Source organism: Nocardia heshunensis (assembly GCF_054782115.1).
Genome location: NZ_BAAGTC010000002.1, coordinates 521,731 through 535,815 on the forward strand (window position 1 = coordinate 521,731; position 14,085 = coordinate 535,815).

A 14,085-nucleotide genomic window follows, 5' to 3' on the forward strand; every position below is an offset into this window, starting at 1 on the left:
ATCCAAGCTCTGTGATTCCACTATTCCAGTCAGGCGCGGACGATGCTCAGGATCTCGGTTACGAGTGCGTCTACTTCGTCCTGCGATCGCGCCTCGACGTTGAGCCGCAGTAGCGGTTCGGTATTGCTGGCGCGCAGGTTGAACCACGCGCCGTCGGCCAGCTGCACCGTCACACCGTCCAGCCGATCGACCGATTTCGCTCGCTTGCCGAATGCCTCCAGGATCGCTTGGGTGCGCTCCTTGGCATCCGCCACTGTTGAGTTGATCTCTCCGGAGGACGCGTATGTTGCATACGCGGAAGCCAATTCCGACATCGGGCGATCCTTCTCGCCCAAAGCCGCCAAAACGTGCAGCGCCGCGAGCATGCCGGAGTCGGCGCCCCAGAAGTCGCGGAAGTAGTAGTGCGCCGAGTGCTCGCCGCCGAAGATCGCTCCGGTGGCGGCCATCTGCTGCTTGATGAACGAGTGGCCGACGCGGGTGCGCACCGGGGTGCCGCCGAGCTCGGTCACCAACTCCGGCACGGCCTTCGAGGTGATCAGGTTGTGGATGACGGTCGCGCCCGGCTCCTTGGTCAGCTCGCGCTCGGCCACCAAGCCGGTGATCGCGGAGGGGGAGACCGGGTCGCCCTTCTCGTCCACCACGAAGCAGCGGTCGGCGTCGCCGTCGAAGGCCAGGCCGATGTCCGCGCCGGTCTTGCGGACGTAGGCCTGCAGATCGACCAGGTTCTTCGGATCCAGCGGATTGGCTTCGTGATTGGGGAAGTTGCCGTCGAGCTCGAAGAACAGCGGCTCGATGGTGAACTGCGGCAGCGTGCCCAGCACGGCGGGCACGGTGTAGCCGCCCATGCCGTTGCCGGCGTCGACCGCGATGCGCAGCGGGCGCGAGCCGCTCAGGTCCACGAGCTTGTTGAGGAAGTCGGCGTAGGCCTGCAGCAGATCGGTCTTGGTCTCGGTGCCGCGCGGGCCGTCGTGCGCGGGAACGCCCGCGATGACCTCGTCGCTGATGGTCGCCAGGCCCGTGTCCTGACCGACCGGCAGCGCCTTGGCGCGGCACAGCTTGATGCCGTTGTACTTGGCCGGATTGTGGCTGGCGGTGAACATGGCGCCGGGGCAGTCGAGGTGGCCGGAGGCGAAGTACAGCTCGTCGGTGGAGGCGAGGCCGATGTGCACGACATCGAGGCCCTGGGCGAGCACGCCGTCGGCGAAGGCGGCGGCCAGTTCCGGTGAGGAGTCGCGCATGTCGTGTCCGATGACGATGCGCTGCGCACCTTCGGAGCGCATCAGCCGGGCGAAGGATCCGGCGACGTCCCGGACGAAGTCCGCGTCGATCTGCTCGCCGACCACTCCGCGAACGTCGTATGCCTTGATGACTGCTTGAACGGACTCGGCGGACCGGGCGACTGTCATAAGGGACACCCTAGTAGTTGGCGTCCCGGAGTCGCATTCGGTGCTACCCATTTCCGGCTCGGCGCTGCCCATGTCCCGTGACCGTTCCCAGGGGGCGACGTCAGTTCGGGGGATCCGGTAGGACGCGTAGATGCCCTCTCCGGCCGGTGCGACCCGGGCGGGCCGGGCGCTGCGGGGCGGGGGCGTAGTCGGAATAGCCACGCGGATCGGGTTCCGGTGCGCGACGGCGCAATCCGGCCTCCCGGACCGCCTCCGCGAGGGCGGTGAGATCGTCGTCGTCAGGTGTGGAGCTGGAAAACCCGCCCTCGTGGCGGACCAACTCCCATCCCTTGGGCGCGGTGATCCGGGAAGCGTGTGTTTCACACAGGTCCCAGGAATGCGGCTCCGCCACCGTGACCAGCGGACCCACGACTGCCATCGAGTCGGAGTACACATAGGTCAGCGTCGCAACGGCCGGGTTTTTGCAGCCTGGACGGCAGCAACGACGCATGGGGATCACGCCAAGCAGGGTAACCCCACTCACGCCTCGCCGGTAGCGGGACACGCTCAACGACGCCGTCCCACCCAAGGGTTAGATTCAAGGTATGACCCGTTCCCGTAAGAGGCGACCGCCCACCGCGCGGTCGGTCATCCGCCGTGGGCGGGGTGTGCGCGGGCCGATGTTGCCGCCGACGGTGCCCGCTCGGCGCACCCGCGGCCAGGAGTTCGACCGGTTGGTGCTGGAGGCGTTCGCGCCGCTGGAGAGCCGCTGGCACGAACAGCTCACCAAGCTCGACATCGCCGTGGATGACGTGCCGAAAATCCGTCCGCTGCACCCGGATTCGGTCACCTGGCCGGACGAGGTGGTGGCCGACGGCCCGGTGCCGCTGTCGCGGCTGATCCCGGCCGGCGTGGACCGCTACGGCATGGCCACCCGCGCCCGAATTGTCTTGTTCCGCAAGCCTTTGGAGCTGCGGGCACAGGACCCCGACGACCTGGTGGACCTGCTGCGCGAGGTGCTCGTGCAGCAGATAGCGACCTACCTCGGGGTCGAACCCGACATCATCGACCCCGAGCCGGAGTAACGAAAAGGGTTGGTGCGCGCGGGGTTCAGATGATTCCGCGCTTGAGGCGGCGGCGCTCACGCTCGCTGAGCCCGCCCCAGATGCCGAAGCGTTCATCGTTGGCGAGTGCGTATTCCAGGCACTCGTCCCGGACTTCGCAGCCCAGGCAGATGCGCTTGGCCTCGCGGGTCGAGCCGCCCTTCTCCGGGAAGAACGCCTCGGGGTCGGTCTGGGCGCACAGCGCCCGTTCCTGCCACTGTTCGGCCTCGGTCATCTGGCGACCGCCGCGCGAGAAAGTGTCGAACATATCCTCGCCACCGGTGACGATCAGGCTCAGCCGCGGTGGCTCGGGCTGGTAGGCGGCTCGCGCCCACTGCCCGCCCCCCGGCCGTGCAGTCGTCATCGGTTCACCCCCCTCAGATCCGTTCCGTTCATCGGCGCAGAAGTCAGGTGCTGCGCCAGTCATGGAATCGGTTCGCGATACACCGCCCGGAATGCCCGACGGGGCCAGCTCTTCGGCCATCGCTCCGCCTCCTCACTGTGTGTTAGCGCAGAATGATTAATCCGCCGGAGCCGATCCCACCGACGGCCCAACACCGCGGCGTAGTCCCGCGGCCATCCCCGAGCTTGACGTCACTCCAGTGCGAACGCTTGTTCGAAAACCCGTCCGCGCCTTGCACTCTCACGCGGACCCGGAATGACATGCCTGTGATTAGACACGCCGGGGACAGCGATGGTCAAGCTGCCGAAGCAATTCCGTTACCATCTCCGGCCCCCTTACCCGGTGTTCCCGCAGATCAAACAGCAAATTCATAGCAAATGATCTGTTATCGGGCATCCCGCGCCGAACGCATAGGCTGTGCGGATGTGACTCGAGAACAAGCGGACACGGCGCCCGGCACCGGCCTGCGGATCGCCGTACTGGTCGGCGGAGTCGGCGGCGCGCGGTTCCTGATGGGCGTGCGCGAGCTGCTCCCCGGCGCCGACCTCACGGCCATCGTCAACGTCGGCGACGACGTCTGGATGCATGGGCTGCGCATCTGCCCTGACCTGGACACCTGCATGTACACCCTGGGTGGCGGCATCGATCCCGAACGCGGCTGGGGGCACGCGAACGAGACCTGGCACGCCAAGGAGGAGCTGGCGAAATACAACGCTCAACCTGATTGGTTCGGGTTGGGGGATCGGGATATCGCCACCCATCTCATCCGCACCGAAATGCTGCGTCAGGGATACCCGCTCTCGGCGGTCACCGAGGCGCTCTGCAATCGGTGGCAACCGGGTGTGAAACTGCTCCCGGCAACCGACGATCGCTGTGAAACACATGTCGTTATCGGGGACCCGGAGAACCCTGGCGAACGTCGCGCGATCCATTTCCAAGAGTGGTGGGTCCGGTACCGGGCGAACGTAGAGACCCATGGATTCGTGACTATTGGGGCAGATGCTGCGAAACCGGGCCCCGGTGTGACGGAAATCATAGAGTCGGCCGACGTGGTGTTGCTGGCCCCTTCCAACCCCGTCGTGAGCGTCGGAGCCATCCTTTCGGTTCCCGGCATACGCGGCGCACTGCGCACAACGGACGCCAAGGTGATCGGGCTGTCGCCGGTGATCGGTGGAAAGCCGTTGCGCGGCATGGCGGATGAGTGCCTGTCGGTGATCGGCGTGGAGACCACCGCGGAGGCCGTCGGCAACTATTACGGCGCGCGCTCGGGCACCGGAATCCTGGACGGCTGGCTCATCCACACCGGCGATGTGGCCGATGTTCCGGGCGTCGAGGTCCGGGCCATTCCCTTGCTCATGACCGATCCCGCCACCACCGCCGAGATGGTGCGAGAGGCCCTCGATATCGCGGGAGTCAAACCGTGACAACGGATTCCATGCAGCCGCTCGCCGACCACGCGTCCGGCGGGGAGCTGCGCATTCTGCCCATTCCGGGCCTGCCGGAATTCCGGCCGGGCGACGATGTCGCGGAAGCCATTGCGGCGCAGGCGCCTTGGTTGCAGGACGGGGACGTGCTGGTGGTCACCAGCAAGATCGTCGCCAAGGCGGAGGGGCGCATAGTCGCCGTGCCGAGCGATCCCGAGGAGCGCGACGAGGCCCGGCGGCGGCTGGTGCTCGAGGAGTCGGTGCGCGTACTGGCGCGCAAGAACCGGACCCTTATTACCGAGAACAAGCTCGGCATCGTGCAGGCGGCCTCCGGGGTCGACGGGTCGAACGTCGAGCGGGGCGAGCTGGTGCTGCTGCCGGTCGATCCCGACGCCTCCGCGAAAGCACTGCGCGCCGCCCTCGCCGAGCGGCTGGGCGTGCGGGTGGCCGTGGTCATCACCGACACCATGGGCCGGGCCTGGCGCAACGGCCAGATCGACGCGGCCATCGGGTCGTCGGGACTGCGGGTGCTGCACGACTACAACGGCGCGGTCGACGGGCAGGGCAACGAACTGCACGTGACGCTGGTGGCCGTGGCCGACGAGTTGGCCGCCGCGGCGGACCTGGCCAAGGGGAAGCTGGGCGGCGTGCCGGTCGCGGTGGTGCGCGGCTTCGAGTACACCGACGACGGGTCCGGTGCCGCGGCGCTGCTGCGCGGCGGCGAGGACGATCTGTTCTGGCTCGGCACCGAGGAATCCATCGAACTCGGCCGCAAACAGGCGGTGCCGCTGCGGCGCTCGGTGCGGCAGTTCGCGGAGACGGCCGTCGAGCCGGAGCTCATTCGCGAGGCGGTCGCCGCCGGACTGACCGCGCCCGCCCCACATCACACGCACCCGGTGCGGTTCGTGTGGTTGCGCGATCGGGCCCGGCGTGAGCAACTGCTGAACGCCATGGCGGACGCGTGGCGCGTAGATCTGACCCGCGACGGCAAGTCGGAGGAGAGCATCGCCAAGCGAATCGCGCGCGGCCGCATCCTCTTCGACGCCCCCGAGGTGATCATCCCGTTCTGCGTGCCCGACGGCGCGCACGACTACCCGGACGACACCCGCCGCGCGGCCGAACGCACCATGTTCACCGTCGCGGTCGGCGCGGCCGTGCAGGGCCTGCTCGTCTCCCTGGCCGTGCGCGGCGTCGGCAGCTGCTGGATCGGCTCGACCATCTTCGCGCCGGACGTCACCCGCGAGGTGCTCGGCCTGGAAGCGGACTGGAATCCGCTGGGTGCCATCGCGATCGGCTACCCGCTGGAAGAGATCGCGCCGCGCGAGGCGGGCGATCCCGGCATCGGCCTGGTCGAACTGTGAGCGCGGAGTCGCTGCACAAGTCGGCCACCGAGTTGCTCGAAACCTGGTTCCCGGAAACAGGTCCCGAGCAGTCGCTTCGGGAGGCCATGCTGGCTTTTCTCGGGTCCGCGCCGCGTGGGTGCCTGCGGGAGCATGCGGCCGGGCACATCACGGCCTCGGCGATTGTGCTGTCGCATGACGAGAGTCAGGTGCTGCTGACGCTGCACCCGCGGGTCGGGCGGTGGATCCAATTGGGTGGGCACTGCGAGGAATCGGATGATTCGGTCGCGGCGGCCGCGTTCCGCGAGGCCACCGAGGAGTCGGGGATCGAGGGGCTGGAGTTGGTGCCGGGGCTCTACGGGGCGCAGGCGCATCCGATCACCTGCTCGCTGGGTGTGCCGACCCGGCACCTGGATCTGCTGTTCAAGATCGTCGCGCCGGAAGGCGCTGTGCCGGTGCGGAGTTCGGAGTCCACGGACCTGGCCTGGTGGCCGGTGGACGGGCTGCCCGCCGACGCGGATGTGCTGCTGCGCTGAGCGAGTTCGGGCTTTTGCGCTGAGCGAGTCCATCTCTTTCCCGCCCTGGGAGCGCGTGTTACCTTCGGGTAGTACACGTTCTCAGGGCGGGGTGGAATTCCCCACCGGCGGTAATGGCATCCGGACCGATCCGGGCGCACGAGCCCGCGAGCGCCGGATGATTCCGATCGTCCGGGTCGAGCAGATTCCGGTGTGATCCCGGAGCCGACGGTCACAGTCCGGATGAAAGAGAACGCGGCACCGGCACATCCGCCCGCGCGGATGGGCCTGTTCGCGTCTATGCCCTGGGTGACATCGCGAACAGGAGGAATCCCCATGTCACCCAAGTCGAATCGCATCGCCCTCGTCGCCGCGCGCTGGCACAGCGACATCGTCGACAAGGCGGTCGATGCCGCCAAGGCCGGGCTCGCCGAGCGGGGCTACACCGAGATCGATGTGATCGAGGTCCCCGGCGCCTTCGAAATCCCGTTGCAGGCCAAGCGATTGGCGACCAGTGGCGCATACGCCGCGGTCGCGGGTCTCGCGCTGGTGGTCGACGGTGGTATCTATCGGCACGATTTCGTGGCCTCGACCGTGGTGGACGCGCTGATGCGGGTCCAGTTGGAGACCGACGTGCCGGTGTTCTCGGCCGTGCTGACGCCGCACCACTTCCACGAGCACGGTGAGCACCTGACCTACTTCTCCCGGCATTTCGAGGTCAAGGGTGCGGAGTTGGCCAATGCCATCGCCGCGACCCTGGCGCTGGACGCGGTCGGCGTCTAGCACCAGGGTCTGTGCGGGTCCCGTCGGCGCATACGGGGGGAAAATGCGCCGGCGGTCCCGGTTCCGCCCGGGGGTTGGGTTCAGGCGGGAACCAGGTCTTTTTCGGTGGGGCCCTGCTCGACAGGGTCCTTGTCGGCGGGCTGATCCGCCACGTGCGCGTCGACCATGGTGGCCTCGTCGAACGGGATCTCGCGGTTGAGCACCGCGGTCACCCGGGCCGGGTCGATGGTCTTGGTCCAGGTGCCGACCAGCAGCGTGGCGACGGCGTTGCCCGAGAAGTTGGTCAGCGCACGGGCTTCCGACATGAACCGGTCGATGCCGACGATCAGGCCGACGCCGTCGAGCAGGTCCGGTCGGTGACTTTGCAGGCCGCCCGCCAGGGTGGCCAGGCCCGCGCCGGTGACACCCGCCGCGCCCTTGCTGGCCACGATCATGAACAGCAGCAGCCCGATCTGCTCGTGCCATACAAGCGGCTTGCCCATGGCGTCGGCCACGAACAGGGTGGCCATGGTCAGGTAGATGGCGGTGCCGTCGAGGTTGAACGAATACCCGGTCGGGACAACCACACCCACGGTGGTGCGGTCCACGCCGACATGCTCCATCTTGGCGATCAGGCGCGGCAGCGCCGACTCCGAGGACGAGGTGGCGAAGATCAACAGGTACTCGCGGGCCAGGTAGCGGACCAGTTTGAAGATGGAAGCGCCGGTGACCGCGCGGAGCAGGATGCCGAGCACGCCGAAGATGAAGACGATGCAGGTCAAGTAGAAGGCGACCATCAACAGTGCCAGCTGCTTGACCGCGTCCAGCCCGGTGCGCGCCACCACATTCGCCATCGCGCCGAACGCGCCGATCGGGGCGAGCCACAGGATCATGGTGAGAATCCGGAACACCAGCTTCTGCACCGAGGCCACGCCACGCAGAATCGGTTCGCCCGCACTGCCCATCGCTTGGATGCCGAAGCCCACCAGCAGCGCCACGAACAGCGCCTGCAGCACCTTGCCCGTGGTGAGCGAGGACAGCAGCGTGGTCGGGACGATGTCCTCGACGAACTGCCAGGTCCCGCCCGCCGCCTTGGCGTCGGTCGCGTACTTGGTGACCTCCTTGGCGTGGGCGGCCACGTTCAGGCCCGAGCCCGGATGCAGGAGATTGCCGACCAGCAGGCCGATGCCGAGCGCGACCGTCGACATGACCAGGAAGTAGCCGATGGCCAGGCCGCCGACCTTGCCGACCTTGGCGGCCGCGCGCACCGAACCGATGCCGAGCACGATGGTGCAGAAGATGACCGGGGCGATCATCATCTTGATCAGGTTCACGAACAGGGTGCCCAGTTCCCCGACGCTCTTGCCGAAGCCGGGCGCCAGCCAACCGACCAGGATGCCCGCGAAGACGGCCGCGATGACGGCCAGATACAGCCAGTGGGTACGGTCTCGGCGCTGTCGTGTTGTCGTAGTGCTCATGATGCTGGCTGCCTCCGGGGTGGGGTGTTCAGCACAGAATCTTGGTTGGCAGAGTGACGGCGGTCACTGTTTCGTAAATTATGTTCATGAAGTACCCGGAGGAATTGTGAGAAGTACCCGGGCCCGGCGGACCCTGGCCGGGCAGGTGTTCGTGGTGCAAGTGCTGGTGCTGGCGTTGGTGATCGCGGCGGGCGCGGTGCTGGCGGTGCTGCAGACCCGCCGCGTCCAGGACGACGCGACGCGGGCGGAGGTCACCGATACCGCGGTGGCGGTGGCACAGTCGCCCTCGACGCTGGCCGGGGTGCACTCGCCGAATCCGACCGCGCTGCTGCAGCCGGTGACCGAGTCCATTCGCAAGGTCACCCACATGGATTTCATCGTGGTGATGGCCCCGGACCGGACCCGGTACACGCACACCGATCCGACGCAGATCGGAAAGCCGTTCAGCGGCAATATCGATCGCGCGCTGGCGGGGGAGACGTTCACCGAGACCTACACCGGGACACTGGGGCCCTCGATCCGGGCGGTGACGCCGGTGCGGGACGCCGACGGGCGGATCGTGGCGCTGGTCTCGGCCGGGGTGACGCGCACGCATATCGGCGAGCAGGTGCGCGAACAATTGCCGATCATCCTGTCGGCGGCGCTCGCTGGACTGTTGCTGGCGACCCTGAGTTCACTGTTGTTGCGGCGCAGGCTGTTACGGCAGACGCACGGGCTGGGTCCGGCCGAGCTGCGCGCCCTGTACGAGCATCACGACGCGGTGCTGCATTCGATTCACGAAGGACTGCTGGTGTTCGACAGATCCGATGAGAACGCCGAGGTGGTCAACGATCAGGCGCGCATGCTGCTGGACCTGCCGGACGGGCCGATCAAACGTTCCGATCTGCCGGTGTCGTTGCAGCGCTTGGGAACCGGGGTGGTGCGCGACGAGATGCATGTGACCCCGGACCGGGTGCTGGTGGTGAATCAGGACATCGTGGAGCACGGTGGCCGTCGCATCGGCACCGTGCTGACCCTGCGCGATCACACCGAATTGCGGGACGTGCTGGGCGAACTCGACTCGGTGCGCGGATTCGCCGAATCATTGCGGGCCCAGGCGCACGAGGCCGCCAACCGGCTGCATACCGTGGTGACCATGGTGGAATTGGGCCGGGCGGAGGAGGCGGTGAACTTCGCGACCGCGGAAATCGAACTGTCCCAGGCCCTCATCGACCGGCTCACCGGCGCGGTGGCCGAACCGGCGGTGGTGGCCTTGCTGCTGGGCAAGGTGGAACAGGCCGCCGAGTACGGGGTCGAGTTGACCGTCACCGGGGACACGCTGCTGGACACCACCGATCCGCTCACCCCCAACGAAATGGTCACGCTGCTCGGCAATCTGATAGACAACGCGCTCGACGAGGTCGGGCACGACGAGGACGCGTGGGTGGAAGTGACCGTGCGCCGGGAGGACTCGGACCTCTACGTCCGGGTGGCCGACAGCGGGCCCGGGATGTCGGAGGAGTTGTTCAGCCGGGCCACCGAGCGCGGCTACTCCACCAAGACCGACCACCACGGTCTGGGATTGGCGCTGGTCCGACGGCTGGTGGCGCGGCACGGCGGCGAGCTGCGGGCGCGGCGCGAACCGGAATCCGCCGTGATCGTGAGGTTTTCCCGATGATCCAGGTGCTGATCGTCGAGGACGAGCCGAAAATCGCTGCGGCACATCGGTCTTATGTGGAGCGGCTGCCGGGCTTCGTGGTGGTCGCGGTGGCGCACACCGGACGCGACGCGATCTCGATCGCGAAAAGGTCACAATCTTCCGGCGCCCCCGTTGATTTGGTGCTGATGGATATCGGCTTGCCGGATATGAGCGGCCTGGCCGTCGCGGCCGCGCTGGCCGGGCTGCGGCCGCGGCCCGACGTCATCGCGGTCACCTCCGCGCGGGATCTGGCCATGGTGCGCGCGGCCGTCTCGCACGGCGTGGTGCTGTATCTGTTGAAGCCCTTCACCTTTGCGGCGTTCCGCGACAAGCTGGAGCGCTATCTGGAATACCGGGCTGCCTTACCGGCCGGGGAGACCGCGATCTCGCAGCACGACATCGACCGCGCCTTCGGGGTGCTGCGCACGCCCGACCAGCGCTCCAGCTTGCCGAAAGGCATTGCGCCGCAAACAATGGACGAGGTGTCGCGGGTGGTTCGCGCGGCGGCCGACGGCCTGTCGGCGGGCGAGGCGGGGCGAGCGGTCGGGGTATCCAGGGTCACGGCGTGGCGATACCTGGAGCGTCTGGCCGAAGACGGCGTGGTGGAACGGCGGACGGACTACGGTCGGACGGGGCGGCCGCAGGTGCGTTACGTGTGGTGCCGCTAGCGGGCTGAACCCAGGGTTTGCCAGTGCGGTCGGGTGACTGGCACCACATGAGCAGTTGCGCGAGAACCGACTGCTCATGATGTAACTGTTGCCACCTTTGGGCGCACCCACGTGCTGTAACAGCGACTAAGTTTCAAGATATGTAGCGGCGAGTTGTTAGAGGTATCTGATTAGCGGGGCAAATGTGCAAATGGTTGGCAAACGGTCGGGTTCGCCGGATCCGAAACGCCACCTGTGGGTGCTGGGTTTGATCGCACCCGCGAGTGCGTTGTTGCCGTCACAGCTGGTGCTCTATACCAAGCTCACGGTGTTCTGGTGGATCGGTCCGATCATCGTTCTGATCGTGATTCCCGTGCTGGACTGGGTCGTCGGGGAAGACGGCACCAATCCGCGCGACGAGGACTACGAACTACTCAGCGGCGACCGGTTTTACCGGTGGTGTACCTACATGTTCCTGCCCGTGCAGCTGGCGGGGTTGATAATCGCCGCCTACATGTGGGCCGGAGACGACCTGTCCATCCCCAACAAGCTCGGGTTGGCGGCCACCCTCGGGTTCGTCAGCGGCATCGGCATCAATGCCGCGCACGAACTCGGCCACCGGGTCGAGCACCTGGAGCGGTGGCTGTCGAAACTGGCGCTCGCGCAATCGGGTTACGGGCACTTCTTCGTCGAGCACAACAAGGGCCACCACGCCCGCGTCGCCACGCCGGAGGACCCGGCCAGCGCGCGGATGGGGGAGTCGCTGTGGGAGTTCCTGCCCCGCAGTGTGATCGGCGGCTTCCGCTCGGCAATCGAGATCGAGGGCGGGCGGCTGCGCCGCAAGGGACACCGCTGGTTCAGTGTCCACAACCACATCCTGCAGGCGTGGTCTATGACGCTGGTGCTGTTCGCGGCATTGCTGGGCATTTACGGCTGGCGGATCCTGCCGTACCTGGTGCTGCAGGCCGTGATCGGCGCGGCGCTGCTCGAAACCGTCAACTATGTCGAGCATTACGGGCTGTTGCGGCGCCGGCGACCCAATGGCGGCTGGGCGCGTTGCTCGCCGCGCGACAGCTGGAACAGCGACCGGTTGGTCACCAATATCTTCCTGTTCCACCTGCAGCGGCACAGCGACCACCACGCGAACCCGGGACGGCGGTATCAGACGCTGCGCACGACGGAAGAGGCTCCGCAGCTTCCGGCGGGCTACGCCACCATGATTGTGCTGGCGCTGTTCCCGCCGCTGTGGCGGATGGTCATGGACCCGCGGTTGCTCGAGCATTACGCCGGCGATGTCAGCCGGGCCAATATCCAACCCCGTAAGCGGCGGCGCATCCTCGCCGCGTACGACTATCCGGCTGCGGCCTGAGGGTTTTCGCGTATCGACAAACTCCGGCCGACGTGCGTACGCTGTACGCACGTCGGCCGCCCCGTGGGGGGACCAAGTTGGACCGACTAGCCTTAGCGCGAAGCAGCCGACCATGGAGAGGCAGATGACGACCGCCGTGTCCAGCATGATGACCGCAGACGTCCGCAACGGGATCGATTTCAAGGTGGCGGACCTGTCACAGGCCGAGTTCGGCCGCAAGGAAATTCGCCTCGCCGAGCACGAGATGCCCGGCCTGATGGCCCTCCGTCGCGAGTACCACGATGTGCAGCCGCTGCGCGGCGCGCGCATCTCCGGCTCGCTGCACATGACCGTGCAGACCGCCGTGCTGATCGAGACCCTGGTCTCCCTCGGCGCCGAGGTCCGCTGGGCCTCCTGCAACATCTTCTCCACCCAGGACCATGCGGCCGCCGCGGTCGTGGTCGGCCCGCACGGCACCGTCGAAGAGCCCAAGGGCACTCCGGTTTTCGCCTGGAAGGGCGAGAGCCTCGAGGAGTACTGGTGGGCCGCGGAGCAGATGCTGACCTGGCCGGGTGAGCCCGCCAACATGATCCTCGACGACGGCGGCGACGCCACCATGCTGGTGCTGCGCGGCGCGCAGTACGAGAAGGCCGGTGTGGTGCCGCCCGAGGACGAGACCCACTCGGCCGAGTTCAAGGTGTTCCTGAACCTGCTGCGCGCCAGCCTCGAAGCCGACAAGGGCAAGTGGGGCAAGATCGCCGAGTCGGTGCAGGGTGTCACCGAGGAGACCACCACCGGCGTGCTGCGGCTGTACCAGTTCGCGGCCGCGGGTGAACTGGTGTTCCCGGCGATCAACGTCAACGACTCGGTCACCAAGTCGAAGTTCGACAACAAGTACGGCACCCGGCACTCGCTCATCGACGGCATCAACCGCGGCACCGATGTGCTCATCGGCGGCAAGAAGGTGCTGATCTGTGGCTACGGCGACGTGGGCAAGGGCTGCGCGGAGTCGATGGCCGGTCAGGGTGCGCGCGTCCAGGTCACCGAGATCGACCCGATCAACGCGCTGCAGGCGCTGATGGACGGCTTCGACGTCGTCACCGTCGAGCAGGCCATCGCCGACGCCGACATCGTCATCACCTCGACCGGCAACAAGGACATCATCACCCTCGATCACATGAAGGCGATGAAGGGCCAGGCCATCCTGGGCAATATCGGCCACTTCGACAACGAGATCGACATGGCCGCCCTGGAGTCCTCGGGCGCGGACCGCCTGAACATCAAGCCGCAGGTCGACCTGTGGACGTTCAAGGAGTCCGGCAAGTCGATCATCGTGCTGTCGGAGGGCCGCCTGCTCAACCTGGGCAACGCCACCGGCCACCCGTCGTTCGTGATGTCGAACTCGTTCTCCAACCAGGTCATCGCGCAGATCGAACTGTGGACCAAGCCGGACGAGTACGACAACGAGGTTTACCGCCTCCCCAAGCACCTCGACGAGAAGGTCGCCAAGATCCACGTCGAGGCCCTCGGCGGCACCCTCACCAAGCTCACCAAGGACCAGGCCGAATACATCGGCGTGGACGTGGAAGGCCCCTACAAGCCGGACCACTACCGCTACTGAGCGGAAACCTGCTGTAGCAGTTGAGCATTCGGCCGAGCACCCAGGTGCTCGGCCGAATCTCGTTGCGGGACAGGTTTCGGCCGAGTCGGATCAGTAGCCCGAGGGGGTCCCTTTGCTTCCGGTCCCCAGGCAGACGATCGTATTGAGCCAGGTGTAGTTCAAGGTTCCCGAGGCCGCCGACGAACCGTTCGTGGAGCCCGTGGTCAGAGTTCGCAAGATCGCAGCGATCGGGTCGTTGCAGGGGATAGCGCCGTCGATCGGTGTCGCAGTGTGCTCTGGGGCCGCAGGGGCGGCGGTGGCCGTGCCGGTGGTGAACAGGGCGGCTGCGGCGCCGACTGCCAGGAGCAGGGGGAGGCGGTGTGCCGGAGACGATTTCATCGG

13 protein-coding genes and 1 riboswitch are annotated in these 14,085 nt (G+C 67.0%); of the genes, 9 read left to right on the forward strand and 4 right to left on the reverse strand.

Translation table 11 applies throughout. The features are described from left to right. Positions 1–29: 29 nt before the first annotated feature. Complete coding sequence (locus tag ACYVN4_RS02495) at positions 30–1,406, reverse strand: phosphomannomutase/phosphoglucomutase (protein ID WP_460717573.1); 1,377 nt, start codon at positions 1,404–1,406, stop codon at positions 30–32. 100 nt (positions 1,407–1,506) lie between these two features. Beyond that, positions 1,507–1,896, reverse strand: coding sequence for a DUF3499 domain-containing protein (locus ACYVN4_RS02500; RefSeq protein ID WP_379362691.1), 390 nt, complete (start codon positions 1,894–1,896; stop codon positions 1,507–1,509). Between the two features lie 94 nt (positions 1,897–1,990). Between ACYVN4_RS02500 and ACYVN4_RS02505 the strand changes: the two genes are divergently transcribed. After that, positions 1,991–2,470, forward strand: coding sequence for a metallopeptidase family protein (locus ACYVN4_RS02505; protein ID WP_379362388.1), 480 nt, complete (start codon positions 1,991–1,993; stop codon positions 2,468–2,470). Between the two features lie 25 nt (positions 2,471–2,495). Here ACYVN4_RS02505 and ACYVN4_RS02510 read toward each other — a convergent pair whose 3' ends face one another. Further along, on the reverse strand, positions 2,496–2,756 hold the full coding sequence (locus tag ACYVN4_RS02510; protein ID WP_167659837.1) for a WhiB family transcriptional regulator: 261 nt from the start codon (positions 2,754–2,756) through the stop codon (positions 2,496–2,498). 599 nt (positions 2,757–3,355) lie between these two features. Between ACYVN4_RS02510 and cofD the strand changes: the two genes are divergently transcribed. From cofD to ACYVN4_RS02530, 4 genes are all read left to right on the forward strand, one after another. Further along, complete coding sequence (cofD, locus tag ACYVN4_RS02515; RefSeq protein ID WP_460718337.1) at positions 3,356–4,315, forward strand: 2-phospho-L-lactate transferase; 960 nt, start codon at positions 3,356–3,358, stop codon at positions 4,313–4,315. Between the two features lie 11 nt (positions 4,316–4,326). Then, a complete protein-coding gene (locus ACYVN4_RS02520) occupies positions 4,327–5,676 on the forward strand; it encodes a coenzyme F420-0:L-glutamate ligase (protein WP_460718338.1) in 1,350 nt (449 codons plus the stop codon). Next, positions 5,673–6,191, forward strand: coding sequence for an NUDIX hydrolase (locus ACYVN4_RS02525; protein ID WP_460717574.1), 519 nt, complete (start codon positions 5,673–5,675; stop codon positions 6,189–6,191). Before ACYVN4_RS02520 ends, ACYVN4_RS02525 begins: the two co-directional genes overlap by 4 nt. Before the next feature lie 73 nt (positions 6,192–6,264). Further along, a riboswitch (FMN riboswitch) is annotated at positions 6,265–6,429 on the forward strand. 77 nt (positions 6,430–6,506) lie between these two features. Further along, positions 6,507–6,953 carry a 6,7-dimethyl-8-ribityllumazine synthase gene (locus ACYVN4_RS02530; RefSeq protein ID WP_460717576.1) on the forward strand — a complete coding sequence of 149 codons (447 nt, stop codon included), beginning with the start codon at positions 6,507–6,509 and terminating at the stop codon, positions 6,951–6,953. Between the two features lie 80 nt (positions 6,954–7,033). Here ACYVN4_RS02530 and ACYVN4_RS02535 read toward each other — a convergent pair whose 3' ends face one another. Beyond that, the gene (locus ACYVN4_RS02535; RefSeq protein WP_460717577.1) at positions 7,034–8,410 is read right to left on the reverse strand and encodes a cation:dicarboxylate symporter family transporter; all 1,377 of its coding nucleotides are present in this window, start codon (positions 8,408–8,410) and stop codon (positions 7,034–7,036) included. A 103-nt stretch (positions 8,411–8,513) separates the two neighbouring features. Between ACYVN4_RS02535 and ACYVN4_RS02540 the strand changes: the two genes are divergently transcribed. The 4 genes from ACYVN4_RS02540 to ahcY all read left to right on the forward strand — a co-directional run bounded on the left by ACYVN4_RS02540 (position 8,514) and on the right by ahcY (position 13,704). After that, positions 8,514–10,067, forward strand: coding sequence for a sensor histidine kinase (locus tag ACYVN4_RS02540; RefSeq protein WP_460718339.1), 1,554 nt, complete (start codon positions 8,514–8,516; stop codon positions 10,065–10,067). Then, a complete protein-coding gene (locus tag ACYVN4_RS02545; RefSeq protein ID WP_460717578.1) occupies positions 10,064–10,756 on the forward strand; it encodes a response regulator in 693 nt (230 codons plus the stop codon). Before ACYVN4_RS02540 ends, ACYVN4_RS02545 begins: the two co-directional genes overlap by 4 nt. A 190-nt stretch (positions 10,757–10,946) precedes the next feature. Then, positions 10,947–12,104, forward strand: coding sequence for an alkane 1-monooxygenase (locus tag ACYVN4_RS02550; protein WP_460717579.1), 1,158 nt, complete (start codon positions 10,947–10,949; stop codon positions 12,102–12,104). A gap of 124 nt (positions 12,105–12,228) precedes the next feature. Then, positions 12,229–13,704 carry an adenosylhomocysteinase gene (ahcY, locus tag ACYVN4_RS02555; RefSeq protein WP_460717580.1) on the forward strand — a complete coding sequence of 492 codons (1,476 nt, stop codon included), beginning with the start codon at positions 12,229–12,231 and terminating at the stop codon, positions 13,702–13,704. Positions 13,705–14,085: the final 381 nt, after the last annotated feature.

Bases quoted from the DNA above. Each gene is read 5' to 3' on its own strand.
- ACYVN4_RS02530 (WP_460717576.1), top strand. From the start codon at position 6,507: ATGTCACCCAAGTCGAATCGCATCGCCCTCGTCGCCGCGCGCTGGCAC.
- ACYVN4_RS02510 (WP_167659837.1), bottom strand. From the start codon at position 2,756: ATGTTCGACACTTTCTCGCGCGGCGGTCGCCAGATGACCGAGGCCGAA.
- ACYVN4_RS02505 (WP_379362388.1), top strand. From the start codon at position 1,991: ATGACCCGTTCCCGTAAGAGGCGACCGCCCACCGCGCGGTCGGTCATC.
- ACYVN4_RS02545 (WP_460717578.1), top strand. From the start codon at position 10,064: ATGATCCAGGTGCTGATCGTCGAGGACGAGCCGAAAATCGCTGCGGCA.
- ACYVN4_RS02550 (WP_460717579.1), top strand. From the start codon at position 10,947: ATGGTTGGCAAACGGTCGGGTTCGCCGGATCCGAAACGCCACCTGTGG.
- ACYVN4_RS02500 (WP_379362691.1), bottom strand. From the start codon at position 1,896: ATGCGTCGTTGCTGCCGTCCAGGCTGCAAAAACCCGGCCGTTGCGACG.
- ACYVN4_RS02520 (WP_460718338.1), top strand. From the start codon at position 4,327: ATGCAGCCGCTCGCCGACCACGCGTCCGGCGGGGAGCTGCGCATTCTG.
- ACYVN4_RS02495 (WP_460717573.1), bottom strand. From the start codon at position 1,406: ATGACAGTCGCCCGGTCCGCCGAGTCCGTTCAAGCAGTCATCAAGGCA.
- ACYVN4_RS02535 (WP_460717577.1), bottom strand. From the start codon at position 8,410: ATGAGCACTACGACAACACGACAGCGCCGAGACCGTACCCACTGGCTG.
- ahcY (WP_460717580.1), top strand. From the start codon at position 12,229: ATGACGACCGCCGTGTCCAGCATGATGACCGCAGACGTCCGCAACGGG.